Genomic DNA, 23,985 nt, shown 5'->3' on the forward strand with positions numbered 1-23,985 from the left:
ATGATCCTGCGATTGATTTAGCGGTGGTGGCGTCGGTGTTGTCCTCCAATGAAGATGTAGCCATTCCTAAAGATTATTGTTTTGCCGCCGAGGTTGGTCTTTCTGGAGAAATCCGTCCTGTGCAACGGGTGGAACAACGTATTTTAGAAGCTGAAAAACTAGGCTTTTCAAACATTTTCGTATCCAAATACAATAAAATAGCACTCAAAAACACCATTATCAAAATCCAATTGATTTCTAAAATTGAGGATTTGGTCAGTTTTTTGGTTTAGCATGTTGTAGTTAATCGTTATCTTTAATATTAAAATTTAACAACTATGGATATTCAATTGGAAAAATATAAACTCTTGGAATGGTTAATCGGACTCAAAGATGAACGAATTATTTCTAAGATTATAGAAGTCAAAAATGAAAATGATGATTCCTGGTCTGATGAAATTTCAGAGGATGAAAAAATCTTTATAAAAGCGGGTTTGAAAGACTTAGAAAACGGTAATACATTTTCTCATGAGCAAGTCATGGAAGAAGTAAGTAGAACTTACGGTTTGTAGTTCTATGGAAATTGTTTGGACAAAATTTGCTAAGATAACATATTTCGAAACCATAGAAAATCTGAAATCGAAATGGACTTTTAAGGAAGTCAAAGAGTTTCATGATTTAACAAATGCTTTTTTGAATAAAATAAAGCGTAATCAAGTCGAATTTCCTACTATAAATGCTGAGTTGGAAATTAGAAAAGCAATTATTCATAAAAACGATTCACTTTACTTTAAAATGAATCCTCATAGCCAAAAAATCTTTTTAGTTTCTTCAATAATCGCATGAACCCAAAAACTTTAAAAAAAATTACTCAATAATCCATAAATGAAAACAAAAGTCCTTCAAATCATAGTTGTCCTAAGTCTATTCGTTTCCTGCGGTCCAAAACCTAGTAAATCCATCGCGATTATTACTAAAGAAACGAATACCTATATTTCCCTAGTGGATAAGAATTCCAATTTAAAAGAAGAAATGGTCGAAGGCGCCCTAACCGACGCCGAAGGTTTTAAAGATATCGGAAAATTCAAGTACAGTGTTTATTTTGATGAGAAAACCAACGAGCTCATTAAGATAAAAAATGTGGAAATGACCGATAAAACCATTTCAGAGACCTATTATTTCAAAGATGGTAATTTGGTGTTGATCGACACCAATTTAAGTGAAACGCCCAACAAAATGTATATTCAGAAAAGCAAAGTCATTTCTGAATCCAAGATGGATGATGCCACACAAAAAGTGCTATTGGAAAAAGCAAAACGTTTCCAAAAGGCCTTTCAAAAGGACCATTAGCTTTTAGCTTTGTCGGTGTTTTCCACCAACAAATCATCCGTCGGTATTTGAGTTTTTAACATAGCTCTCACAAGCCCTCATTTTACTTAATTTTGGCCTTCTAATTTACTAAAAATCATTAATTTCGCACTTCGATTAGAATTAAGGAAATAATGAGCAGTAAATTCACTGAATATAAAGGACTTGACTTACCGAAAGTTGCAGAAGAAATCCGCAATTATTGGAAGGAAAATGACATTTTTGATAAAAGCGTAACAACAAGAGAAGGCAGCACGCCGTTTGTGTTTTTTGAAGGGCCACCTTCTGCAAACGGATTACCAGGAGTGCACCACGTTTTAGCGCGTGCCATAAAAGATATTTTCCCACGTTACAAAACCATGAAAGGCTTTCAGGTAAAACGCAAAGCTGGTTGGGATACCCACGGGTTGCCAATTGAATTGGGTGTAGAAAAGGAACTTGGTATTACCAAAGAGGATATCGGGAAAACCATTTCAGTGGAAGATTATAACGCGGCCTGCCGAAAAGCAGTCATGCGCTACACTGATGCCTGGAATGAGCTGACTCAAAAAATGGGTTATTGGGTAGATATGGACGATCCATATATTACCTATGAGCCAAAATATATGGAGAGTGTTTGGTGGTTGTTAAAGGAAATCTATAACAAGAAGTTGCTTTATAAAGGTTATACCATTCAGCCCTATTCTCCAAAAGCCGGTACAGGATTAAGTTCTCATGAGCTTAACCAGCCTGGCACTTATCAGGATGTGACGGATACGACGGTGGTTGCGCAATTTAAAGCCAATGCAGATTCGCTTCCTGATTTTTTACAAAATGAAGGCGATATTTACTTTTTGGCTTGGACGACAACTCCATGGACTTTGCCGAGTAACACCGCGCTGACCGTTGGTCCAAAAATCGATTATGTATTGGTAGAAACCTATAATCAGTACACGTTTGAACCTCTCAATGTTATTCTAGCAAAACCCTTGGTTAACAATCAATTTGATGGAAAATTCAAAAGGGTTGAAACCAAACCAGAATTATTAGAATATACTGCTGGGGATAAGAAGATTCCTTATTTCATTGTCAAAGAATTCAAAGGCATCAATTTAGTTGGGATTACTTATGAGCAATTATTGCCGTATGCACTTCCAAACGACCATCCCGAAAACGCCTTTAGAGTTATTTCTGGCGATTTCGTAACCACTGAAGATGGAACCGGAATTGTCCATACAGCGCCAACTTTTGGAGCGGATGATGCCTTGGTAGCTAAACAAGCTGTTCCAGAAGTGCCACCGCTATTGGTCAAAGACGAAAACGGAAATTTGGTGCCATTGGTCAATTTGCAAGGACGTTTTAGAAAAGAGGTCAAAGATGATTTTTATGGTTTTGCAGGCGAATATGTAAAATCGGAATATTTAGCAGATGACGAGCTCGTTGCAGAATACGAAAAGCAAAAGGAGAGTTTGAAATCTGTGATTGCCAATCTTAAAGAATATTTAAGCGTTGACGAACGTTTGGCCCTCAAATTAAAGAATGAAAACAAGGCCTTTAAGGTCGAAAAATATAAGCACAGCTATCCAAATTGCTGGCGTACGGATAAACCTATCTTGTATTATCCTTTGGATTCATGGTTTATCAAAGTTACGGATGTCAAAGACAGAATGTTCGAATTGAATGAAACCATCAATTGGAAACCAAAATCAACAGGTACAGGACGTTTTGGAAATTGGTTGGCGAATGCGAACGATTGGAATTTATCGCGTTCCCGTTATTGGGGAATTCCATTGCCAATTTGGAGAACTGAAGATGGTAAGGAAGAAATCTGTATTGGATCTGTTGAGGAGTTAAAAGCGGAAATGCAGAAATCCGTAGCACAAGGATTTATGCCTGCTGATATTTTCGCAGCGTTTGAAATCGGTAACAATTCCGAAGAAAATTATGCTAAAATAGATTTACACAAGAATATTGTGGATGAGATTGTATTGGTATCTCCATCAGGAAAACCAATGGCACGTGAAACGGATTTGATCGACGTTTGGTTCGATTCTGGAGCGATGCCTTATGCACAATGGCATTATCCTTTTGAAAACAAGGAATTAATTGATGAGCACAAAGCTTTCCCGGCTGATTTCATCGCTGAAGGTGTGGATCAAACGCGTGGATGGTTTTATACCTTGCATGCTATTGCCACTATGGTTTTTGATTCGGTAGCTTATAAAAATGTCGTTTCAAATGGCTTAGTTCTCGATAAAAACGGACAGAAAATGTCCAAACGTTGGGGGAATGCTGTGGATCCGTTTACAACATTGGACACTTATGGCGCTGATGCAACGCGTTGGTATATGATTTCTAACGCTAATCCTTGGGATAACCTAAAGTTTGACTTGGAAGGCGTTGAAGAAGTGAAACGGAAGTTTTTCGGAACGCTTTACAATACCTATTCGTTCTTTACTTTATACACCAATTTAGATAACTTCAATTATTCTGAAGCTGAAATACCTTTGGAAAATCGTCCAGAAATCGACCGTTGGATTTTATCTGAATTGCATACCTTGATTCAAAAGGTAGATGAGTATTATGCCGATTATGAGCCAACCAAAGCGGCGCGTGCCATATCTGATTTCACCCAGGATCATTTAAGTAACTGGTATGTGCGTTTGAGTAGAAGACGTTTCTGGAAAGGCGATTATCAGCAAGATAAAATTTCGGCCTATCAAACCTTGTACACCTGTATGTTGACCATTGCCAAATTGGGCGCGCCAATTGCCCCTTTCTATATGGATAAACTCTATTTGGATTTGAATGCCGTTACCAAGAAGGAACCTTTTGAAAGTGTGCATTTATCTAATTTCCCTGTTTTTGACGAAAGCATTATTGATAAGGAATTGGAGCGCAAAATGGAAGCTGCTCAAACCATCTCATCTTTAGTGTTGTCGTTAAGAGCAAAAGAGAAAATTAAAGTGCGTCAGCCTCTACAAAAAATCATGATTCCTGTTTTTAGTGAAGAGCAAAAAAACGAGATCATGGCGGTGGCAGATTTAATAAAATCTGAGGTTAACGTCAAGCAAATAGAGGTATTGGAAGATGCTTCCGATATTTTGGTAAAACAAATAAAACCTAACTTTAAAGTGCTTGGACCACGCTTTGGTCAAGACATGAAAGCAGTGGCGCAGTTGATTGGTAACTTTGAAGCAAAAGATATCAAGCAAATTGAACAAAACGGCACTTTAGATGTGGAAGTTAATGGAAAAAGTATTACTTTGGAACTTTCAGATGTTGAGATTACCTCTCAAGACATTGAAGGCTGGCTCGTGGCAAGTTCAGGAGCGCTAACGGTAGCTTTGGACGTGACGATTACTGAAGAATTGAAAAGTGAAGGGATTGCAAGAGAATTGGTAAACCGCATTCAAAATTTAAGAAAGGATTCCGGTTATGAGCTTACTGATAGGATTGTGGTTCACTTCCAAAAAGATGAACAAATTATTAACGCAATAAACAAGAACTTAGATTACATAAAAACCGAGACCTTAACCGAAGAGTTGAAGATTTTAGAACACTTAAATGATGGTATAGAGATTGCATTCGACGATGTAAATACCAAGCTGTTTATTCAAAAATTTTAAAATTATGAACCAAGACACAAACATTCGATATCCAGACAAAGATTTAGCCGAGTTTAAAGAAATCATTCAGGAAAAAATTAGAAAAGCAATTCATGATTTAGACCTTATCAAAAGTGCTTATATGAATGACCTTAATAACGGTACTGATGATACATCTCCTACTTTTAAGGCTTTTGAAGAAGGCAGTGAAACGATGAGTAAAGAAGCGAACTCGCAATTGGCCATCCGTCAGGAAAAATTTATTCGAGATCTTAAAAACGCGTTGATACGCATTGAAAACAAAACTTTTGGGGTTTGTAGAGTGACCGGTAAATTGATTGGCAAAGAGCGCTTAAAACTCGTGCCTCATGCGACTTTGAGTATTGAAGCTAAAAACATGCAACAATAAAATAAATCGAAGATTCAGCGTAGCTGATCTCGTGAATATAATTTTATATTGCAATTACATAAAAAACACTTCAACTTTAGAAGTGTTTTTTTGTTTATCGCATGTCAAGATAGAAGCTAGGTTTTCTATCGTAATCTTATTTTTACTTAAAATTAGATTGTCATTATTAGATTGAATACGAATTTCAGTTATAATCGTCATTAAAAAAGATTCCCACTTTCGTGGGAAATGTTATGTCCCTAAAAAAAGCAATCCTAGTAATCATCATCATTTTGTTGATTGACCAAATCAGTAAATTTTATATTAAAACCCAGTTTTCTTTACACCACAGAATTGAAGTTTTTGATTGGTTTCACATCTTATTTGTAGAAAATGATGGCATGGCTTGGGGCACCAAACTCAGTGATTTCATAACGGGCATTTCCGATAGGACGGCAAAATTAGCACTCACTATTTTCCGTATTGTCGCCGTCATTGGTATTGGCTATTGGTTGGTAAATGCGGTCAAAAAGAAGGGGTCTAAAATTCTTATTGTGGCCATTGCACTGATCTTTTCTGGTGCTTTGGGAAATATTATAGACTCTGTATTTTATGGCATCATATTTACGGACAGCTATAGTCAAGTTGCAACGTTTTTACCTGAAATAGGCTATGATACTGTATTTCATGGGAGGGTGGTGGATATGTTACATTTCCCAATCTGGAAAGGTGTCTTGCCAAGTTGGATTCCGTTTTTTGGAGGGGATTATTTTACTTTTTTTGAACCCGTTTTTAATGTGGCCGACATGGCAATTAGTACCGGAATCGGGATGTTGATTGTCTTCAATAAAAAAGCTTTTCATGAGCATGAGGAAGAGACTATTGCCCAAGCTACTACTAAAGAAAACGAATAGCTTTTAGGTAATTTGCGCATTAATCTAAAGGGACATGCGATATTTCTCTTCAGTTCCAAAGAATATCAGGTGAATTTAAATTATGCAGTTTGTCTGAAAATATTTTCCAGCTCTTTGATATGTGTCGGTTTAATCAAGTAATCTTTTATGTTTGACAAGGATTTGGCGCGTTTGATATCGGCAGGATCAATCGAAGAACTTACAATATAAAGGGTAATGACCTTCTTGAATAGTTTTTCAATTTTTGTAAAGCGCTCAATAAATTCCCATCCATCCATTATCGGCATATTGAGATCAATAAAAATAATATCTGGAATTTTATCTTCGTTTAAATTTTGCAACAAGGTTTCAAAATAATCGATGCTTTCTCTGCCATCGTTAAACACCAGTAGGTTTTCGCACAATTTTCGGGTTAAAATAATTTTTTTGAGAAGTCTGACATAAAGATTATCGTCATCAATAATACAAGCGAGGGAGGTCGTATTTTTCATGTTTAAAATTGTATTTTGAATGTCGTTCCATGGTCCAAAATGCTTTCGACAAAGATTTCGCCATTCAAGGACTCTATTTGGTTTTTTGTGATGAACAAGCCAATACCAACAGCATCTTCATTGCGATGAAACGTTTTATACATTCCAAAAAGGTTTTTGCCATATTTTTCAAGGTCAATTCCCATGCCGTTATCACTGATCTCCAGAATGGTTTTACCGTCTTCCATATAAGTTCGTATCGCTATAATGGCGGTTCGGTCTTGTTGACTGTATTTTATAGCATTGGTGATCAAATTCAAAAATATACTTTCCAGATAAGCTGGGATGTAATTGATGCTTTTGACTTGCTTAAAATCTGAGTGAATCGTAACGTCTTTCTTAATAATGAGGCTGATAATCGATTTTAGCACCAGATCCAAAGCATCCTGAAAATTGACTTTGACCTTATTTTGATCGGTTCGCGTTTGAATGGTTACCACGTCGTTGAGATGTTCTATGGTTGAATTTAAACTCTCAGAAACGTCTTTGATACTCGCAAGGAGTTCCTCTTTTTCAGTTTCGTCAGTTGTTTCTTCAATTAATTCCATAATGAGTGAAAGATTGCTCGTATGCGATCTCAAATTATGAGATACGATATGGGCGAAATTGAAAAGTCGTTTATTCTGTGATGAAATGATTTCTGCGGTTTTTTGAAGGCTGAGTTCTTTGAGTTTGTTATCATCAATATCCTGAAAAACACCGCGTAGTCCGACAATTTCATTTTGGTCATTATAGACGGGTTTGCCAATGGCCTTTACCCAAAATTCACGCTGATGGGCGGTGAGCGTTTTTATTTCAGTAGTGAAAGATTTGCCATGTGCTGCACATTGCTGAAACAATTGGTGAGCAAGCTCTAAATGGTCCTTGGCAATATAACTCGCAGCATGTTTAAAGGATGGAATGTAATCTTCGGGATATTCGAAAATACGTCTGGTTTCTTGGTCCCAATAAGTACGCTTTTTTATAAAATCAACATACCAACTTCCAGTGGAGTTCATTTCAGCAGTTTCTCGGTAAAAAAAGTTATCATCTTTTACGTGAGCGTCAGGTTTTATCTTGACAGGAATAAACGAAATAATCTTTGAATTGGAATAGCCGTTTTTTTGCGACAATTTGAGCGCTGACTTGCATTTGAATTCCTTCAAGATCCCATTTTTGCATCTGAGTGTTAGGGACTGTTCAAAATCTTCGCCATCCTTTAATAACCGGAAATAGTTGTACCTGAAAATGTCCCGCTGTCCTGCTTCTAATACCGTATAGAGAAAATAGTTTAAATCGATATGCACATCCTGGGCAGAGCATCCAATGATATCAAGAAAGGAAGCGGACCAGCTTATTTGATTGTCATTTATTTTCCAATAGCCGACATTAGGGTCGAGGATGACGTCTGGGAATATTTGCTCTTTTTGCATGGTAAATGGGATAGGTGGGGAAATCCAAAGCTCAAAAGTAGTGCTTTTTCACAAATTAACGTATAAAGGTGCGTTTAATCGGTTTTTTTAAAAGCGATAATGCTTATTTGGAGTCACACAAAAATCCAATGCGATATCGCCTGAGTGAACCTCTTTAAATTCATCTTCAGCTTCAAAAAAAGAGAGTCCTATTTTCAAGGTTTCTGGTCGGCATTCGGATAAGAATTTATCATAAAAGCCTTTTCCGTAACCAATGCGATGTCCTTTTTGGTCGAAGGCTAAAAGCGGCACAAAAACCACATCAATTTTATCAGTAGTGACTTCAATCCCGTCAACAGGTTCTGGAATGTTCCAGCTATTTTTCTTGATGACGGTGGTGTCCAATAACAGATAGTGAATCATTTTTAAACTTTCAAAATCAGTTTTCGAAATGACGATGTTCTTATCTTTTCCAGATAAAATATTAAGGATATAGTCCGTATTGACCTCTTTATGTTCTGTAATACTTAAAAATATATGGTAAAAGGAAGCGTTCCAAATGGGGAGTTGCAGCAATTGATTAGAAATGTCCAAACTATAGGTTTCAATCGCCTCAGGGGAAAGTTCCTGTCGTTTTTGTTTATAGAGTCGTCTTAATTCTGATTTAGTCATATCGTAAAAATACTATTTTTTAGGTATTAATAATCATATCATAATCTTTTGTAAATTTGATGTAAAACCATTAGTTATGGAAATAATTAAGCTTAAAATCAGTAAGGAATTTTATGATGCTTTTTTGGAGATAATTCAAAAATGTAATCCTGAAGATGTACAAATTGTCGATGAGGGATATCATTCTACTAAAGTTTATCTTGACGAGCAGTTGAAGGATTTAGATTCCGAGTCGGCGGATTTTTTGTCTATTGATGAACTTGACATGCTGTTAGAAAAGGTTTTATCTAAACATGCAAGTTAAAATTCTAAAAAGTTTCTCTTTAAAACTTGCAAGACAAAATGCATATATTACTGCAGATAAACCCCAGGCGGCCAGAAAATTTAAGAACGATCTTCTTGCAAATCTTGAAATGCTGTCTTATATGCCTTATAAGAATAAGAAATCTATTTACTTTAATGACGCAAATATTAGAGATCTCATTTTTAAAGGTTATACAATTGTTTACAGGATTAAGCCTGAACAGAAAGTGGTAGAAGTATTCGGTTTAATTAAATATGAAGAAAAGATTTAAGCTCTAACCTGCTTCGTAATATGAAATAATGCATCGCCTTGATACACCAATGAGGCCTCATTCACATTAATGATATAGCCTTCAATGGTCGATTTTACTTCGTGAAAAATTTTACCATAAGGATCGGTGATTTGTCCCAAAACATCATCAATGTTGACCTTGGTATTTACAGTTACTGTGGATTTAAACATCCCTGATTGTCGAGCCCGTATCCACTTGCTGTCTTCAATAAATACCGTAGGTCTTTTGGGTGCTGAACAGGCAATCCGGTGGTGTAACATGCCATAATGCGCCAAAATTCGTTTGACACCTTCCACGCCAACTTTTGAAATGGTATTATCTACATAAAACGATTTTCCGCCTTCATAAAGTAAAATAGGTTTCCCTAATTGATAACAGGCATTTCTAAACGATTTTGCAATATGATTCGAATAAAGCACAAACGGAGCGCCAAAAATTCGTGCCAATTCATCCAACTCCGGATGGTCTTTAATAATCCTTATCTGCGCCGCATTAAACCGGCTGGCGCCTCCTGTATGGAAATCGATAATCAAGTCCACATCTGGGATAATCTCATGCATGAGCCTGTGCGCCACTCTGCTCGCCAAAGACCCATTGGACGATCCTGGAAACATCCGATTCAGGTCACGACCATCAGGGAAGGCGCGGGTACTGTTTAAAAATCCAAAAATATTCAAAATCGGCATGCAAATAATAGTGCCGCGTTTTGGACGGTTAATTTTTCTTGTGATAAGTTGCCGTACGATATCCACACCATTGATTTCATCGCCATGAATACCTGCCGTAAACAAAATAGTTGGCCCAGGGATTTTAGCACGTTCAATAATAATGGGGATCTCTATTTTTGTACCGGTGTGGAGCTTTGCAATATTAAAATTGATTTCCCGCGAGGCGCCTAATGGAATCTCTTCACCTAAAATAGTGATCGTGTTTTTATTGAATTGAGGCATAAATAGGGTTAAACGTTACGTTCAATATATCTGATGATGCTTTTTGCAATGTCTTTTTTAGTCGCAGCTTCAATGCCTTCAAGGCCTGGCGAAGAATTAACTTCTAAAATTAAAGGGCCACGTGACGATTGCAACATGTCCACACCACAAACACCTAAGCCTAATACTTTTGCAGCTTTTAAAGCAGCATTTTCCTCTTCATCTGTAAGTTGGATGATTTCTGCAGTACCGCCTCTGTGAAGGTTAGAACGAAATTCACCTTCTTTTCCTTGACGTTTCATGGCACCTACAATATTTCCATCCACAATAAACGCTCGGATATCTGCACCTTTGGCTTCCTTGATAAACTCTTGAATAATTACACGAGCTTGCAACCCGTGAAAAGCCTCAATGACCGATTCTGCGGCATTGTTGGTTTCTGCTAAAACAACCCCTAAACCTTGCGTGCCCTCTAAAAGTTTGATGACCAATGGCGCACCACCTACAGAAGCAATGACTTCAGAAGCGTCTTTTGTATAATTTGAAAAAACAGTTTTTGGCATTCCCAAACCAGCGCGCGAAAGGACTTGAAGACTTCTCAGTTTGTCTCGAGATCTTACCAAAGCCTGAGATTCCACCACTGAAAACACCTTCATCATTTCAAACTGACGTACTACTGCAGTTCCATAAAAGGTAACCGAAGCACCAATGCGCGGAATTATAGCATCGATGTTTTCTATAAGACGGCCTTTATATAAAATGGCAGGATTCTTTTTTTCAATAATAATGTCACATTTCAAAGGGTCGATCACTTCACAGTGATGCTTGCGTTGTCTGGCAGCTTCTACTAAGCGTTGGGTAGAATATAGATGAGGGTTTCGGGATAATATAATAATGTTCATTGAGCTCGTTTTGCTTTAAAGTTTGGGTGTATGAAAAATTAGTGTGATTGGGTAAAAGTGTTCGCCCAATGCTTATTTATTTTTGTTGTTATAAGATAAGTCTTTTTGAGTAACATCTACTATGAATTTTTTGGATATAAACTTTCGACCTATCAAAACGGGGAATCTCATATCTTCCCGTGTACTCAACGTCAGTGAAATATTATATTTTTTATCGAATAAAATAATTTGTGTCTTAATCTTGTATCGTTTTTCGACCAGTCCATTACTGCTTTTAACTTTTGCAAATGTATAGTCTTTAAATCTAAATTCCTTGCCATTATAACGTGGATGATCTTTATCGTAAAACAAACAGACCAACTCGTCATTCTCTACCAAAACTTTATGACAATGCATGGATGAGGTATAAGCGCCAGTATCTATTTTGATGTCAATATCAAAAAGGTCAAGCAATGGGAAATCAGCCTTATCAATTCTGCCGATAATTTTTTTGGGCATTTTTATAAATTCTAAATTGCTTCGCAAGGTAATAAAAAATCAGACTTTTATTGAAAGACTTAAATTGCTTTCCATTGAAAAGTTTTGAAGATATAGTATCTTTGATCTATGAGTAAGCCTAGCTTAGAAATTCAACTACAAACATTGCCTAATCAGCCTGGAGTTTATCAGTATTTTGATGCTGATGATAAGATTTTATATGTAGGTAAAGCAAAAGATCTAAAAAAACGCGTCAGCTCTTATTTTACTAAAAAACATGAGCATGGCAAAACCCGAGTTTTGGTCAGAAAGATCGTCACTATAAAGCATATTGTGGTTGAAACTGAAACCGATGCCTTGCTTTTGGAAAACAATCTGATAAAAACCTATCAACCACGTTACAATATCTTATTAAAGGATGACAAATCTTATCCATGGATTTGTATCAAGAACGAAAGATTCCCAAAAGTGTTTTCTACACGTCGTGTCATTAAAGACGGATCTGAATATTTTGGACCTTATACGAGTATGAAAACGGTACACACGCTTTTAGATTTGATTCGTGGGTTGTATCCCATGCGTACCTGTTCATTGGATTTGTCGCCAGAGAAAATTAATGCGGGAAAATACAGAGTATGTTTGGAATACCATTTGGGAAATTGCAAAGGTCCATGCGAAGGCTTGCAAAGCGAGGCTTCCTATGATTTACAAGTAGAAGCCATTCGGGCGATTTTAAAAGGAAATTTTAAAGCTTCCTTGCAACAATTTAGGGAGCAAATGAAAGTCCATGCGCAGGTTATGGAGTTTGAAGATGCACAACGCATCAAGGAGAAGATTGATATTCTTGAGAATTATCAGGCAAAATCTACTGTAGTCAATCCGAAAATCAGCAATGTCGATGTGTTTTCAATCATTTCTGATGAAGGTTATGGTTATGTCAATTTTTTGCAATTGTCTTACGGATCCATCATCCGCAGTCATACTTTGGAGATCAAAAAGAAATTGGATGAAACGGATGAAGAGCTCTTGTCTTTAGCGATTACGGAAATTCGACAGCGCTTTCATTCTCTGTCCAAAGAGATTTATGTCCCTTTCCATTTAGAGATGGGCGAAAACATTAAAGTTACGGTGCCTAAGCTTGGCGATAAAAAAAGCATTCTCGATCTGTCAGAACGCAATGCCAAATACTATCGTATGGAACGGTTCAAACAAGCAAAAATAGTGGATCCTGACCGGCATGCGAATAGGATCATGGCACAAATGAAAGTCGATTTGCGACTCAGTGAAGAACCGCGTCATATTGAATGTTTTGATAACTCGAACATTCAAGGTACGAATCCTGTTGCTGCTTGTGTGGTATTTAAAAACGGAAAACCGAGTAAAAAGGATTACCGTCATTTTAATATCAAAACCGTTGAAGGGCCAGATGATTTCGCTTCCATGGAAGAAGTCGTATACAGGCGCTATAAGCGGTTGTTGCAAGAAGAACAACCATTGCCACAGCTCATTATTATTGATGGAGGCAAAGGTCAATTGTCTTCCGCTTTAAAAAGTTTGGAAGCTTTGAATTTAAGAGGGAAAATTGCCATTATCAGTATTGCTGAACGTTTGGAAGAATTATTTTATCCAGATGATCCGATTCCGTTATATTTAGATAAAAAAAGCGAAACTCTAAAAGTCATTCAGCAACTGCGTAACGAAGCGCACCGTTTTGGACTTGAGCACCACCGCAACCGACGCAGCAAGAGTGCCTTGACCACTGAGCTGGATTTAATACGGGGCATTGGCGAGCAATCCATTGTCGAGTTGATGACCAAATTTAAAACGGTCAAACGGATCAGTAAAGCAAGTTTTGAAGAGTTGGAACCGGTTATTGGCGCATCGCGGGCCAATAAGATTCTCGATTTTTATAAAAAATAAAATAGCACGAACATTAAATAGTTGATCTAAGTCATCAAGGCTTGGAAGTTGAAAACACCACGATTTGAAGAATAAAATCTACATCACGCTTCTTTTTTTATGCGCTTTCTCTATGATGAAAGGCCAGGATAGTATGTCCCAAAAACAGCCTAAAAATCCTAAAGTAGGTTTGGTGTTAAGCGGTGGTGGCGCGAAGGGTTTTGCGCATATTGGTGTTTTAAAAGTAATCGATAGCTTGGACATTAAGATCGACTATATTGCAGGCACCAGCATGGGCGCCATTATTGGATCGCTGTATGCTTCGGGATATTCTGGAAAGCAATTGGATTCTATTTTTAGGGCAGTTAATTTTGAGGATGTCATTAATGACAACTTGCCAAGATCGGCTAAAACCTTCTACGAACGTGACAATTCAGAAAAGTATGCAGTAACATTGCCCTTTAATAAGTTTAAGATTAATCTGCCTTCAGCATTGTCTCGAGGACAGAACGTGTTTAATTTACTATCCATATTAACGTTGCACGTTGCTGATATCACTGATTTTGATAAGTTGCCCATTCCTTTTTTTTGTGTGGCCACTGATGTGGAAACCGGTAAGGCTGTCATTCTGGATCATGGTGATTTGGCCCAAGCTGTGACTGCAAGTGGTGCTTTTCCATCTCTGTTTCAACCTGTGATTATTGATGATCGGGTCCTTATTGATGGTGGTGTTATCAACAATTATCCCATTGATGAACTCAAGGCAAAAGGTATGGATGTGATTATTGGGGTAGATGTCCAACATGGGCTAGCAAAACGAGAAGATTTAAATTCAGCTCCCTCTATTTTACTTCAAATCAATAACTATCGGACCATTAGTGATATGGTCAAAAAAGTTGAAGAAACGGATATTTATATAAAGCCGGATATTAAGGATTATACGGTAGTATCGTTTAGTGAAGGCAAAAAAATAATTGAAAGTGGTGTTGTCGCAGCTCAAGAAAAGTTGGACGCTTTAAATCATCTTCCTAAATACAAAACAGCACGATCGTCCAACTTAAATCCTCAGTCTAAGGATAGTATCTCTATAAATGAGATTGTAGTTCATGGCAATAAAAGGTATTCGCGTGCCTATATTCTAGGGAAGCTTAAACTGATTGAAAACGAAACCGTAAGCTATCATGATTTTAATAGAGGTGCCAATAATTTGATCGCCACCAATAATTTTACCACATTTTATTATGAGTTTCGAAAGACCAATACCCCGCATGTTTTTGATTTAGTGGCTACGGTGAGTGAAAGTGAAATCACGAGCTTTTTAAAACTTGGTTTGCATTATGATGATCTTTATAAAAGTGCAGCTTTGATAAACTTTACCAAAAAACGAGCACTTTTGGATGATGATGTTGCTTCTCTGGATTTGATTTTGGGCGACCAAGTGCGTTATAACTTTGAGTATTATATAGACAAAGGGTTTTATTGGAGTATTGGTTTAAGGTCACGCTTTAACCAATTCAATAGAAATATTAATGCGCGCTTGTTTTTGGATGATTTTGAGCAATCTATAGAAGGTTTAAATAAAATTGACATCGAGCTTCAAGATCAGACCAACCAGTTTTATTTTCAAACCTTATTTAGAAAGGATTTTTCATTGAGTTTGGGTACCGAACATAAACGCTTGAATATTAAATCAGAAACAGTGCTTGCCAATGTACCCGATGAGAAACGTATTTTTGAGAATACCGATTATTTAAGTGTTTTCGGTACCTTACGTTTGGACACCTATGATAGTAAATACTATCCGAAAAAAGGTGTTTATTTTAGTGGGGATTTTCATTTGTACTTGCATGCTTCTCGTTTTAATAAAGATTTCAAGGAGTTTTCCATAGCTAAAGCAGATATTGGCTATGCATTTGGAATAACTGATAAGTTATCAGTAGATATTTTTGCCCAAGGCGGATTTAAAATAGGCGATAACAGCACCCAAACGCTTGACTTTGCGCTTGGAGGTTATGGTAACAACTTTATAAATAATTTCATTTCGTTTTATGGGTATGATTATGTGGCCCTCACGGGCGATAGTTTTGTGAAAACCACTTTGAGTTTGGATTACGAATTATTTAAAAAACACCACATTACCGCAGCTGCCAATTTTGCTAATATTGGTTATGGGATGTTTGAAACCGGAAGTTGGTTCTCTGCACCTAATTATTCCGGATACGCTTTAGGTTACGGTCTCGAAACCTTTTTAGGCCCTCTTGAAGTGAAATACACGTATTCTCCCGAACGAAAAAAAAGTATTTGGTTTTTTAATTTAGGGTTCTGGTTTTAAAGCATTCCTGCCTTTCGACTAAACTCAAGATAAAATTCGGCAGGAAACCTTAAGGTTCAGCGTAACTAATCTCGTGATTAAAAGAATATACTTGTAAGTTATTACACGGAGTTGCACAGAGCTTTCACTGAGTTAATCAGAAAAATAATGATCTTGATGAGTTTCAACTCAAAAGTTCTCAACATAACAACATTTGTCCGTCCGAAGCTTTGGCGTAGAGGAAACATCTTAGCGCCTTTGCGACTCTGCGAGAATAAAATATGAACTATTTTGAATTTGATTGAACGCTGATGACGCTGATTTCAACAGATTATCACTAATTTTTTTCAACACAGATTTCACAGATTATCACGGATTCTTTTAGCTTATTTCACAGAGTTGCACAGAGGAATAATGACATTGAAAAAGCCTCAACTTAGCACCTCACAACTTTACAACGAGCAACAGTTCTGTCAAAATATTTTCCCTATATTTGTTTCATGACCACACATTTCTGGATCGATTTACTTTCCCATCTTAAATTCCTTATCAAAAGGAATCCAGAATAAATATGTCTTTTTGTGTCGTTCTCAATGAAACGAGAATAGTATTTATTTCCGTACCTTTATAATGATAGTTTTTAACGCAAAATGATGATTTTTGGTCAATAATATACTCATAACTCAGCTTGGCCGTCCGCAGCATTTGCGAAGGCGGGAACTCTGAACTCATAACTTGAAATATGCCATTTTATCATAAACTCGGGAAGATCCCTCCTAAAAGACATACCCAATTCCGTAAACCGGACGGCAGCTTATATGCTGAACAATTGTTCGGGACCGTAGGTTTTGATGGGATGTACACCAATTCGTATCACGAACAGCGTCCAACGCAAGTCAAAGAAATTAGGAAGCAATATAATGTTGCGCCAAAAATTGCCAAGGCAAACCACATTCAATCCTATCGCTTCCGCGGATTTGAGGTCAAGCCAGAAAATGATTATCTCGAAAGCCGAAAAACAGTGCTTACCAATAGTGATTGCAGCATCATTTTGGCCGCTCCCAAACAGTCCACCAAAGATTATTTCTATAAAAACACCGATGCTGACGAATTGATTTTCGTCCATAAAGGCACGGGTAAATTAAGAACGCATCTCGGCAATCTCGATTTTAAATATGGCGATTATCTGTTGGTGCCAAGAGGCATCATTTATAAAATGGATTTTGATACGGAAGACAACCGATTGTTCATCGTCGAGTCCCGCCGACCAATTTACACCCCAAAACGATACCGAAACTGGTTTGGACAATTGTTGGAGCATTCGCCATTTTGCGAACGTGATATCCGTCGACCAGAAGAATTGGAGACCTATAATGAATTTGGAGATTTCCTGATTAAAGTAAAAAAACAGGACGATATTTTTGACATGGTCTATGCCTCGCATCCTTTTGATGTGGTAGGCTATGATGGGTACAATTATCCATATGCTTTTTCCATTCACGATTTTGAACCGATCACAGGACGCATTCATCAACCGCCACCGGTCCATCAAACTTTTGAAACCGATGCATTTGTGGTATGCAGTTTTGTGCCGCGTTTGTATGATTACCATCCGTTGAGCATTCCTGCACCTTACAATCACAGTAATATTGATAGTGATGAGGTGCTCTATTATGTGGATGGCGATTTTATGAGCCGAAATGATGTTGCGGTAGGTCATATTTCATTACATCCAGCCGGAATTCCACATGGACCGCACCCAGGAGCAACGGAGCGAAGCATCGGAAAAACAAAAACCGATGAATTGGCCGTAATGGTGGACACTTTTAAACCATTAAAAATTACAGAAGAGGCGTTAAAGATTGCCGATGAGGATTATTTCAGGTCATGGCTTTAAAAAAAGATTATAGAGCATAGACTATAGAAAATAGAGAAGTACGGAACATCGAAATAATAACAGGAAAATATAAATTAAAAAGATCTAATAGAATATAACATGGACCATCTTAAAAGTCTATTCTCTATATTCTATTTTCTTTCATCTAAAATTTAAAAAATGAGTAAACCTATAACCTCCGACGATTACGGACTAGAAAAAATATTTGAGGGCGCTGAAGATTTTTTGCCGCTTCTTGGAACAGATTACGTAGAGTTTTACGTCGGTAACGCCAAGCAAGCCGCTCATTTTTATAAAACCGCTTTCGGATTTCAGTCTTATGCCTATAAAGGTTTGGAGACCGGATCAAGAGATGCCGTCAGCTATGTGCTCAAGCAGGATAAAATCCGATTGGTATTAACTTCGCCTCTAAACAGTAAATCGCTCATTAATGACCATATGGTCAAACACGGCGATGGCGTTAAGGTTATTGCGCTTTGGGTGGACGATGCTCGAAAATCCTACGAAGAAACCATCAAGCGTGGTGCCAAATCCTATATGGAGCCAAAAGTGGAGACCGATGATCAGGGCGAAGTGATCCGAGCCGGAATTTATACCTATGGCGAAACCGTTCACATGTTTGTAGAACGCAAAAACTATAATGGCACATTTCTGCCAGGATTTAAAGTTTGGAAATCCGATTATAACCCGGAGCCTACAGGATTGAAATTCATTGATCATATGGTTGGCAATGTGGGATGGCATGAAATGAATATTTGGGTCAAATGGTATGAAGACGTCATGGGCTTTGTCAACTTTTTATCTTTTGATGATAAGCAAATCCATACTGAATACTCGGCGTTAATGAGTAAGGTGATGTGCAATGGCAACGGTCGCATCAAATTCCCGATCAATGAACCTGCCGAAGGGAAAAAGCGTTCGCAAATTGAAGAGTATCTTGATTTTTATGAGGGGCCTGGCGTGCAGCATATTGCCGTCGCAACTGACGATATCATCACGACGGTTACACAATTAAAATCGAGAGGTGTAGAATTCTTATCGACACCTCCGGAAGAATATTATAAGGCCGTTCCTGGACGTTTGGAAACTTATAGTCATAAATTACGAGAAGATATCGAAAAACTAAGAAGTCTCGGTATTATGATTGATGCCGATGAGGAAGGTTACCTATTGCAAATCTTTACAAAACCTGTAGAGGATCGACCGACTTTGTTCTTCGAAATCATCCAACGTATGGGTGCCAAAGGTTTCGGGGCAGGAAACTTTAAAGCGCTATTCGAATCTATTGAAAGAGAACAGGAGCTGAGAGGTACTTTATAACCTGAACCCTAACAAATATTTAACTTTTAAAACTCCGCATTAATTTGATGGAGTTTTTTTGTTTTAATACTTTTGGAACACTAATTGCAAATCTTGGGGATATATACGAAAACTGAGTATAAGTAGTTATACTTGCAATTATTTAACTTTATGAAAAAAATAAAATTAATCATAGCGCTATTCTTCGTTGTCCTCAGCGTTTCTGCCCAAAATAAGCACGCTTTTCAAGAAGGCGAGTGGTTTAAGTTTAAAATGAGTTACAGCGGGTTTCTGAAAGCCGGAAATGCGACCTTAGAAGTGAAAAGCCATAAATTAAACGGAAAGGAGGTCTTTCATGTGGTCGGAAAGGGTTGGACCACAGGGGCTATCAAGTGGTTTTTTAAGGTCAAGGACCGTTATGAAAGTTATTTTGATAAATCCACAGGGATGCCATACAAATTTATCAGACAGATTGATGAGGGCGGCCATACCAAGGATATTGAAATAGAATTTGATCACGCTAACTCAAAAGCGCTGGTCAATAACAAGAAATTGAAAACAAAGGAGACCTATACTATTGCAGAGAATGTACAGGATATGGTTTCGGCGTTTTATTATTTGAGAAACAATTATAAAACTGAAACCATAAAGGAAGGGGATGAAGTAAGTCTGAATATGTTTTTTGATGAGGAGAATTTTAATTTTAAACTCAAATTCTTAGGAAGAGAAGATCTAAAAACCGAATTTGGCATTATAAAAACCCTTAAGTTTAGACCGTATGTCATGGCTGGCCGTGTGTTTAAGGAGCAAGAAAGTTTGACCTTGTGGGTCAGCGCTGACGACAATAAAATTCCGTTGCGTATTCAGGCCGATTTAAGGGTGGGTTCATTAAGGGCAGATTTAGAGGCCTTTAAAGGTTTGAGGCATTCATTTCAGTTACAATTTTAGAACTTATGTCCAATAAAGAAGATTTCGATCCTGTATTAAAGGAACTTCAGCAAAAATATGCTGCAATACATCAGGATACCCAAACGCATTTAAAAGGCTTGCTCTACAGTAAACCTTTGACCTATTGGGACTATATACAGACGGATGTCTTATTGAGTTTACAGGTGCAACGCACGACACTGCCTGACGAAATGGTATTTATTGGATATCATCAAATCAATGAATTGTTGTTTAAGATGATTCTTTGGGAGATAGAGCAAGTTTCAAAAAGTAAGGCGTTGACTACCGAATTTTTTGCATCTAAATTGATGCGGGTCAGCAGGTATTTTGATATGCTAACCACCTCATTCAATATCATGAGAGAAGGTATGGACGTGGAGCAATATATGAAGTTCAGAAACTCCTTAACACCTGCAAGTGGCTTCCAAAGTGCGCAATACCGATTGATTGAATTTGCGTCAACTGAATTAATTAATTTAATTGATTACCGTTTTCGTAAGGATATCGATCGCAATACGCCTTATACACATGCGTTCGAACATTTGTATTGGCAAGCGGCTGGGAAAGATTACCAGACTGGTAATAAATCGACAACCTTGATTAATTTTGAAAATCGCTATAAAGATGAGTTTTTAAGATTCATGGAGTCTCATAATACCAAAAATTTATGGACGCGATTCAAAGAGTTGCCAAAAGCGGATCAGGAGAATGAAGAATTAGTAAAAGCCATGAGGCACTATGATTATACCGTAAATATTACTTGGGTGTTTGCGCACTATAATGCTGCAAAACACTATATAGAAGGTGGTTCGGGAGGTGGAGAAGGTACTGGAGGCAGCGATTGGAAAAAATACATGCATCCAAAATACCAAAGACGTATATTTTTTCCTCAACTTTGGACGGAAAGTGAATTGGAGAATTGGGGAATGGAATTATAAAATTTGAAGTAGTTAAATGTATCAAAAAAGTATAGTAGTAGCAATTTTATTAGGAATGGCAATGTGGTCGTGTAAAGATGACCAAAACGATAACTTAGATCCTTTCGAAGCTTATATAGAACCTGTTGAACTTAGAGAATTTGGATTTAACCTTAATGATTACATCGTAAAACGCGACACCATAAGATCTGGCGACAGTTTTGGTTCCATATTGCAACGTAATAACGTGGGGTATTCTAAAATCTATCAAATTGCTGAGCGCGCCAAGGATTCTTATGATATCCGAAAACTTCAAGCAGGAAAGCCATATACCTTGCTTTTTGCAAAGGACAGTGTACAAACGCCACAGTGCTTTATATATCAAGAGAATAATATCGACTATGTCGTCATTCATTTTGCGGACTCAATAGTTGCTTACAAAGAGAAAAAACCAGTCAAGATTGTCACTAAAGAAGCTTCGGGCGAAATCTACAATAGTTTGTCCGTAACCATGGCTGAACAGGGATTGCCTCAACAATTGATCGCGGATATGTCGGATATTTATGCCTGGACGATTAACTTTTGGAAGCTTCAAAAAGGCGATAAATTCAAAATCATTTATAAACAGCGTTTTATTGAAGACTCTATCTATGCTGGTTTGGATGGTATTGATGCCGCCTACTTTCAACATAAAGGCGAAGATTTTTATGCGTTTAAATTTGCCACAGACACCCTAAGTAATAAAGCCGATTTTTTTGATGAAAAGGCCAAAAGCTTAAAGCGTGCGTTTTTAAAAGCCCCGGTTAACTTCGGTCGCGTGTCTTCACGTTACAACTTAAACCGCAGAATCGCTTATTATGGCTATGCGTTAAGGCCTCATAAAGGCACTGATTTTGCCGCGCCAATTGGTACAGAAATTTTAGCAACCTCTAATGGAACGGTTGTCGAATCGACTCAAAGTGGTGGCAACGGAAAATATGTCAAGATCAAGCACAATGACACCTATAGTACACAGTATTTGCACATGAGTAGGCAGGCGGTTAAAAAAGGACAGTATGTCAAGCAGGGCGATGTTATTGGCTATGTGGGAATGACTGGGAATACGAGTGGACCACACGTGTGTTATCGCTTTTGGAAAAATGGTCAACAAGTCGATCCTTTCAAGGAGAAAATGCCAACATCAGAGTCTATACCAAAGCATCTTAACAATCAATATCTTCAGTTTATTAAACCGTTAAGAGCGCAATTGGATAAGATTCCAATCCAATATCACAACGAAACGACCATAGAACAAGGGTATTCAATCACACAAAACTAACACATGGCATTACCAAAAATCAACCCAACCCACACTAAGGCGTGGGTAAAGCTGCATGAGCATTTTACAAAAATCAAAGATGTACACATGACGCAGTGGTTTTCCGAAAACAAAAACCGGGCTGATGAAATGACCATCAAGTGGCGGGATTTTTATGTGGATTATTCTAAAAATAGAATGGATGCCAAAATGCTAGATTTGTTGTTGGAACTCGCTGAGGAAACACAATTAAAATCGGCGATAAACAAACAATTTCAAGGTGATATCATCAATGAAACTGAGGGTAGGGAAGTACTGCACACCGCATTGAGAAGTCCGAAATTGTCAGGAGTGCTCGTGGAAGGTGAAGATGTCATGCCTGAAATCCATGAAGTGAAATTAAAAATCAAGGATTTTACGAACGCTATTGTTGATGGAAAAAGAACTGGATTTACCAATAAGGCATTTACAGACGTCGTAAACATTGGTATTGGTGGTTCTGATTTGGGTCCAGCGATGGTGGTAGATGCACTTCAATTCTACAAAAACCGATTGACCACGCATTTTGTGAGCAACGTTGATGGTGATCATGTCAATGAAGTTTTAAAGAAATTAAATCCTAAAACCACACTTTTTGTGATTGTTTCGAAAACCTTTACCACTCAAGAAACCTTATCCAATGCCAATACCATAAAAGATTGGTTTTTGAAATCAGCTGCTGAAACTGATATTGCCAAACATTTTGTAGCGGTTTCTACCAATATTGAAAACGTAAAAAGTTTTGGTATTGATGAAGACAATATTTTCCCGATGTGGAATTGGGTTGGTGGACGTTTTTCCTTATGGAGTGCGGTCGGCATCTCCATCAGTTTGGCTGTTGGTTACGATAATTTTGATAAGTTATTGTCTGGAGCCCATGACATGGACGAGCATTTTAAATCGGAAGATTTTAAAACCAATATCCCTGTAGTTTTAGCCTTAATAGGTATTTGGTACACTAACTTTTTTGAATCGGAAAGTGAAGCGGTTATTGGTTATTCACAATATTTGAATCAGTTTGCGACTTATTTGCAACAAGCCAATATGGAAAGTAATGGCAAAAGTGTGGATAGAAATGGCGATAAAGTGACTTACCAAACGGGGAATATTGTTTGGGGAGAACCGGGCACCAATTCGCAACATGCCTTTTTTCAATTGATCCATCAAGGTACAAAACTTATTCCTGCTGATTTTATCGGCTTTGCAAGATCACTTCATGGCAATAAGGATCATCAAGATAAATTGATGTCCAATTTTATCGCGCAAACCGAGGCACTTTTAAACGGAAAATCAAAAGATGAGGTCGTCAGCGAATTCAAAAGCCAAGGCACTTCCGAAGAAATAATTAAGCAACTCACTACATTTAAAGTGTTTGATGGCAACAAACCGACCAATACACTCTTAATTGATCAATTGACGCCAGAGAGTTTGGGTAAATTGATTGCGCTTTATGAACATAAGATCTTCGTTCAAGGGGTGATTTGGAATGTTTATAGTTACGATCAGTATGGAGTTGAGCTCGGCAAACAGCTTGCTTCTAAGATTCTGAAGGAGTTTTCAACACCTGGGAATAATGCGAATCATGACAGTTCTACGCTCAACTTATTGGAATACTACAAGTCTTTAAGTTAAATATTGTTAAAAA

22 protein-coding genes are annotated in these 23,985 nt (G+C 37.5%); 16 read left to right on the forward strand and 6 right to left on the reverse strand.

Annotated features, from left to right (window positions below; genetic code table 11):
* From ACOH2D_RS13805 to ACOH2D_RS13830, 6 genes are all read left to right on the forward strand, one after another.
* The coding region (locus tag ACOH2D_RS13805) for a magnesium chelatase domain-containing protein (RefSeq protein ID WP_449535564.1) at positions 1–272 on the forward strand (272 nt) is incomplete at its 5' end.
* Between the two features lie 45 nt (positions 273–317).
* On the forward strand, positions 318–551 hold the full coding sequence (locus tag ACOH2D_RS13810; RefSeq protein WP_449535565.1) for a hypothetical protein: 234 nt from the start codon (positions 318–320) through the stop codon (positions 549–551).
* Between the two features lie 313 nt (positions 552–864).
* Complete coding sequence (locus ACOH2D_RS13815; protein WP_449535566.1) at positions 865–1,329, forward strand: hypothetical protein; 465 nt, start codon at positions 865–867, stop codon at positions 1,327–1,329.
* 152 nt (positions 1,330–1,481) lie between these two features.
* The gene (gene ileS, locus ACOH2D_RS13820) at positions 1,482–4,955 is read left to right on the forward strand and encodes an isoleucine--tRNA ligase (RefSeq protein ID WP_449535567.1); all 3,474 of its coding nucleotides are present in this window, start codon (positions 1,482–1,484) and stop codon (positions 4,953–4,955) included.
* Between the two features lie 4 nt (positions 4,956–4,959).
* Positions 4,960–5,343: a TraR/DksA family transcriptional regulator gene (locus ACOH2D_RS13825; RefSeq protein WP_348034708.1), complete on the forward strand. Its 384-nt coding sequence runs from the start codon at positions 4,960–4,962 to the stop codon at positions 5,341–5,343.
* A gap of 233 nt (positions 5,344–5,576) precedes the next feature.
* Positions 5,577–6,236, forward strand: coding sequence for a lipoprotein signal peptidase (locus tag ACOH2D_RS13830; RefSeq protein ID WP_348034716.1), 660 nt, complete (start codon positions 5,577–5,579; stop codon positions 6,234–6,236).
* Positions 6,237–6,316: 80 nt separating this feature from the next.
* Here ACOH2D_RS13830 and ACOH2D_RS13835 read toward each other — a convergent pair whose 3' ends face one another.
* The 3 genes from ACOH2D_RS13835 to ACOH2D_RS13845 all read right to left on the reverse strand — a co-directional run bounded on the left by ACOH2D_RS13835 (position 6,317) and on the right by ACOH2D_RS13845 (position 8,829).
* The gene (locus ACOH2D_RS13835) at positions 6,317–6,727 is read right to left on the reverse strand and encodes a response regulator (protein WP_348034709.1); all 411 of its coding nucleotides are present in this window, start codon (positions 6,725–6,727) and stop codon (positions 6,317–6,319) included.
* A 2-nt stretch (positions 6,728–6,729) separates the two neighbouring features.
* Positions 6,730–8,178 (reverse strand): PAS domain-containing sensor histidine kinase, encoded by a 1,449-nt coding sequence (locus ACOH2D_RS13840; RefSeq protein ID WP_449535568.1) that lies wholly within the window; start codon positions 8,176–8,178, stop codon positions 6,730–6,732.
* Between the two features lie 87 nt (positions 8,179–8,265).
* Positions 8,266–8,829: a 5-formyltetrahydrofolate cyclo-ligase gene (locus tag ACOH2D_RS13845; protein WP_449535569.1), complete on the reverse strand. Its 564-nt coding sequence runs from the start codon at positions 8,827–8,829 to the stop codon at positions 8,266–8,268.
* Between the two features lie 76 nt (positions 8,830–8,905).
* On the opposite strand from ACOH2D_RS13845, the gene ACOH2D_RS13850 reads away from it, so the two are divergent.
* Positions 8,906–9,133, forward strand: a complete 228-nt coding sequence (locus tag ACOH2D_RS13850) for a hypothetical protein (protein ID WP_449535570.1) — start codon at positions 8,906–8,908, stop codon at positions 9,131–9,133.
* The gene (locus ACOH2D_RS13855; protein ID WP_449535571.1) at positions 9,123–9,404 is read left to right on the forward strand and encodes a type II toxin-antitoxin system RelE/ParE family toxin; all 282 of its coding nucleotides are present in this window, start codon (positions 9,123–9,125) and stop codon (positions 9,402–9,404) included. The genes ACOH2D_RS13850 and ACOH2D_RS13855 overlap by 11 nt, the downstream gene beginning before the upstream one ends.
* On the opposite strand, the gene ACOH2D_RS13860 is transcribed toward ACOH2D_RS13855, so the two are convergent.
* The 3 genes from ACOH2D_RS13860 to ACOH2D_RS13870 all read right to left on the reverse strand — a co-directional run bounded on the left by ACOH2D_RS13860 (position 9,401) and on the right by ACOH2D_RS13870 (position 11,754).
* On the reverse strand, positions 9,401–10,375 hold the full coding sequence (locus tag ACOH2D_RS13860) for a succinylglutamate desuccinylase/aspartoacylase family protein (protein ID WP_449535572.1): 975 nt from the start codon (positions 10,373–10,375) through the stop codon (positions 9,401–9,403). The two genes, ACOH2D_RS13855 and ACOH2D_RS13860, sit on opposite strands and share 4 nt — an antisense overlap.
* An 8-nt stretch (positions 10,376–10,383) precedes the next feature.
* Positions 10,384–11,256, reverse strand: coding sequence for a 30S ribosomal protein S6--L-glutamate ligase (rimK, locus tag ACOH2D_RS13865; RefSeq protein WP_348034715.1), 873 nt, complete (start codon positions 11,254–11,256; stop codon positions 10,384–10,386).
* Positions 11,257–11,328: 72 nt separating this feature from the next.
* The gene (locus ACOH2D_RS13870; RefSeq protein ID WP_449535573.1) at positions 11,329–11,754 is read right to left on the reverse strand and encodes an ATP-dependent zinc protease family protein; all 426 of its coding nucleotides are present in this window, start codon (positions 11,752–11,754) and stop codon (positions 11,329–11,331) included.
* Between the two features lie 108 nt (positions 11,755–11,862).
* Here ACOH2D_RS13870 and uvrC point away from each other — a divergent pair, with 108 nt between their 5' ends.
* The 8 genes from uvrC (at position 11,863) to pgi (ending at position 23,972) form a co-directional block, all read left to right on the forward strand.
* Complete coding sequence (uvrC, locus tag ACOH2D_RS13875) at positions 11,863–13,653, forward strand: excinuclease ABC subunit UvrC (RefSeq protein ID WP_449535574.1); 1,791 nt, start codon at positions 11,863–11,865, stop codon at positions 13,651–13,653.
* Between the two features lie 112 nt (positions 13,654–13,765).
* Positions 13,766–15,964 carry a patatin-like phospholipase family protein gene (locus tag ACOH2D_RS13880; protein ID WP_449535593.1) on the forward strand — a complete coding sequence of 733 codons (2,199 nt, stop codon included), beginning with the start codon at positions 13,766–13,768 and terminating at the stop codon, positions 15,962–15,964.
* 721 nt (positions 15,965–16,685) lie between these two features.
* The gene (locus tag ACOH2D_RS13885; RefSeq protein WP_348035951.1) at positions 16,686–17,840 is read left to right on the forward strand and encodes a homogentisate 1,2-dioxygenase; all 1,155 of its coding nucleotides are present in this window, start codon (positions 16,686–16,688) and stop codon (positions 17,838–17,840) included.
* 159 nt (positions 17,841–17,999) lie between these two features.
* Positions 18,000–19,160: a 4-hydroxyphenylpyruvate dioxygenase gene (gene hppD, locus ACOH2D_RS13890; RefSeq protein WP_348035952.1), complete on the forward strand. Its 1,161-nt coding sequence runs from the start codon at positions 18,000–18,002 to the stop codon at positions 19,158–19,160.
* Between the two features lie 150 nt (positions 19,161–19,310).
* Complete coding sequence (locus ACOH2D_RS13895) at positions 19,311–20,087, forward strand: DUF3108 domain-containing protein (RefSeq protein WP_449535575.1); 777 nt, start codon at positions 19,311–19,313, stop codon at positions 20,085–20,087.
* A gap of 5 nt (positions 20,088–20,092) precedes the next feature.
* Positions 20,093–21,025: a tryptophan 2,3-dioxygenase family protein gene (locus tag ACOH2D_RS13900; protein WP_348035954.1), complete on the forward strand. Its 933-nt coding sequence runs from the start codon at positions 20,093–20,095 to the stop codon at positions 21,023–21,025.
* Between the two features lie 16 nt (positions 21,026–21,041).
* Positions 21,042–22,322 (forward strand): M23 family metallopeptidase, encoded by a 1,281-nt coding sequence (locus tag ACOH2D_RS13905; protein WP_449535576.1) that lies wholly within the window; start codon positions 21,042–21,044, stop codon positions 22,320–22,322.
* Between the two features lie 3 nt (positions 22,323–22,325).
* The gene (gene pgi / locus ACOH2D_RS13910; protein ID WP_449535577.1) at positions 22,326–23,972 is read left to right on the forward strand and encodes a glucose-6-phosphate isomerase; all 1,647 of its coding nucleotides are present in this window, start codon (positions 22,326–22,328) and stop codon (positions 23,970–23,972) included.
* The last annotated feature ends 13 nt before the right edge of the window (positions 23,973–23,985 follow it).

It is taken from the genome of Gelidibacter sp. (assembly GCF_053579655.1).

Coding starts and splice junctions, on each gene's coding strand:
- ACOH2D_RS13840 (WP_449535568.1), bottom strand. CDS start 8,178: ATGCAAAAAGAGCAAATATTCCCAGACGTCATCCTCGACCCTAATGTC.
- ACOH2D_RS13825 (WP_348034708.1), top strand. CDS start 4,960: ATGAACCAAGACACAAACATTCGATATCCAGACAAAGATTTAGCCGAG.
- ACOH2D_RS13905 (WP_449535576.1), top strand. CDS start 21,042: ATGTATCAAAAAAGTATAGTAGTAGCAATTTTATTAGGAATGGCAATG.
- ACOH2D_RS13855 (WP_449535571.1), top strand. CDS start 9,123: ATGCAAGTTAAAATTCTAAAAAGTTTCTCTTTAAAACTTGCAAGACAA.
- pgi (WP_449535577.1), top strand. CDS start 22,326: ATGGCATTACCAAAAATCAACCCAACCCACACTAAGGCGTGGGTAAAG.
- ACOH2D_RS13835 (WP_348034709.1), bottom strand. CDS start 6,727: ATGAAAAATACGACCTCCCTCGCTTGTATTATTGATGACGATAATCTT.
- rimK (WP_348034715.1), bottom strand. CDS start 11,256: ATGAACATTATTATATTATCCCGAAACCCTCATCTATATTCTACCCAA.
- ACOH2D_RS13880 (WP_449535593.1), top strand. CDS start 13,766: ATGATGAAAGGCCAGGATAGTATGTCCCAAAAACAGCCTAAAAATCCT.
- ACOH2D_RS13900 (WP_348035954.1), top strand. CDS start 20,093: ATGTCCAATAAAGAAGATTTCGATCCTGTATTAAAGGAACTTCAGCAA.
- uvrC (WP_449535574.1), top strand. CDS start 11,863: ATGAGTAAGCCTAGCTTAGAAATTCAACTACAAACATTGCCTAATCAG.
- ACOH2D_RS13830 (WP_348034716.1), top strand. CDS start 5,577: ATGTCCCTAAAAAAAGCAATCCTAGTAATCATCATCATTTTGTTGATT.
- ACOH2D_RS13845 (WP_449535569.1), bottom strand. CDS start 8,829: ATGACTAAATCAGAATTAAGACGACTCTATAAACAAAAACGACAGGAA.
- ACOH2D_RS13870 (WP_449535573.1), bottom strand. CDS start 11,754: ATGCCCAAAAAAATTATCGGCAGAATTGATAAGGCTGATTTCCCATTG.
- ACOH2D_RS13860 (WP_449535572.1), bottom strand. CDS start 10,375: ATGCCTCAATTCAATAAAAACACGATCACTATTTTAGGTGAAGAGATT.
- ACOH2D_RS13815 (WP_449535566.1), top strand. CDS start 865: ATGAAAACAAAAGTCCTTCAAATCATAGTTGTCCTAAGTCTATTCGTT.
- ACOH2D_RS13885 (WP_348035951.1), top strand. CDS start 16,686: ATGCCATTTTATCATAAACTCGGGAAGATCCCTCCTAAAAGACATACC.
- ileS (WP_449535567.1), top strand. CDS start 1,482: ATGAGCAGTAAATTCACTGAATATAAAGGACTTGACTTACCGAAAGTT.
- ACOH2D_RS13810 (WP_449535565.1), top strand. CDS start 318: ATGGATATTCAATTGGAAAAATATAAACTCTTGGAATGGTTAATCGGA.
- ACOH2D_RS13895 (WP_449535575.1), top strand. CDS start 19,311: ATGAAAAAAATAAAATTAATCATAGCGCTATTCTTCGTTGTCCTCAGC.
- hppD (WP_348035952.1), top strand. CDS start 18,000: ATGAGTAAACCTATAACCTCCGACGATTACGGACTAGAAAAAATATTT.
- ACOH2D_RS13850 (WP_449535570.1), top strand. CDS start 8,906: ATGGAAATAATTAAGCTTAAAATCAGTAAGGAATTTTATGATGCTTTT.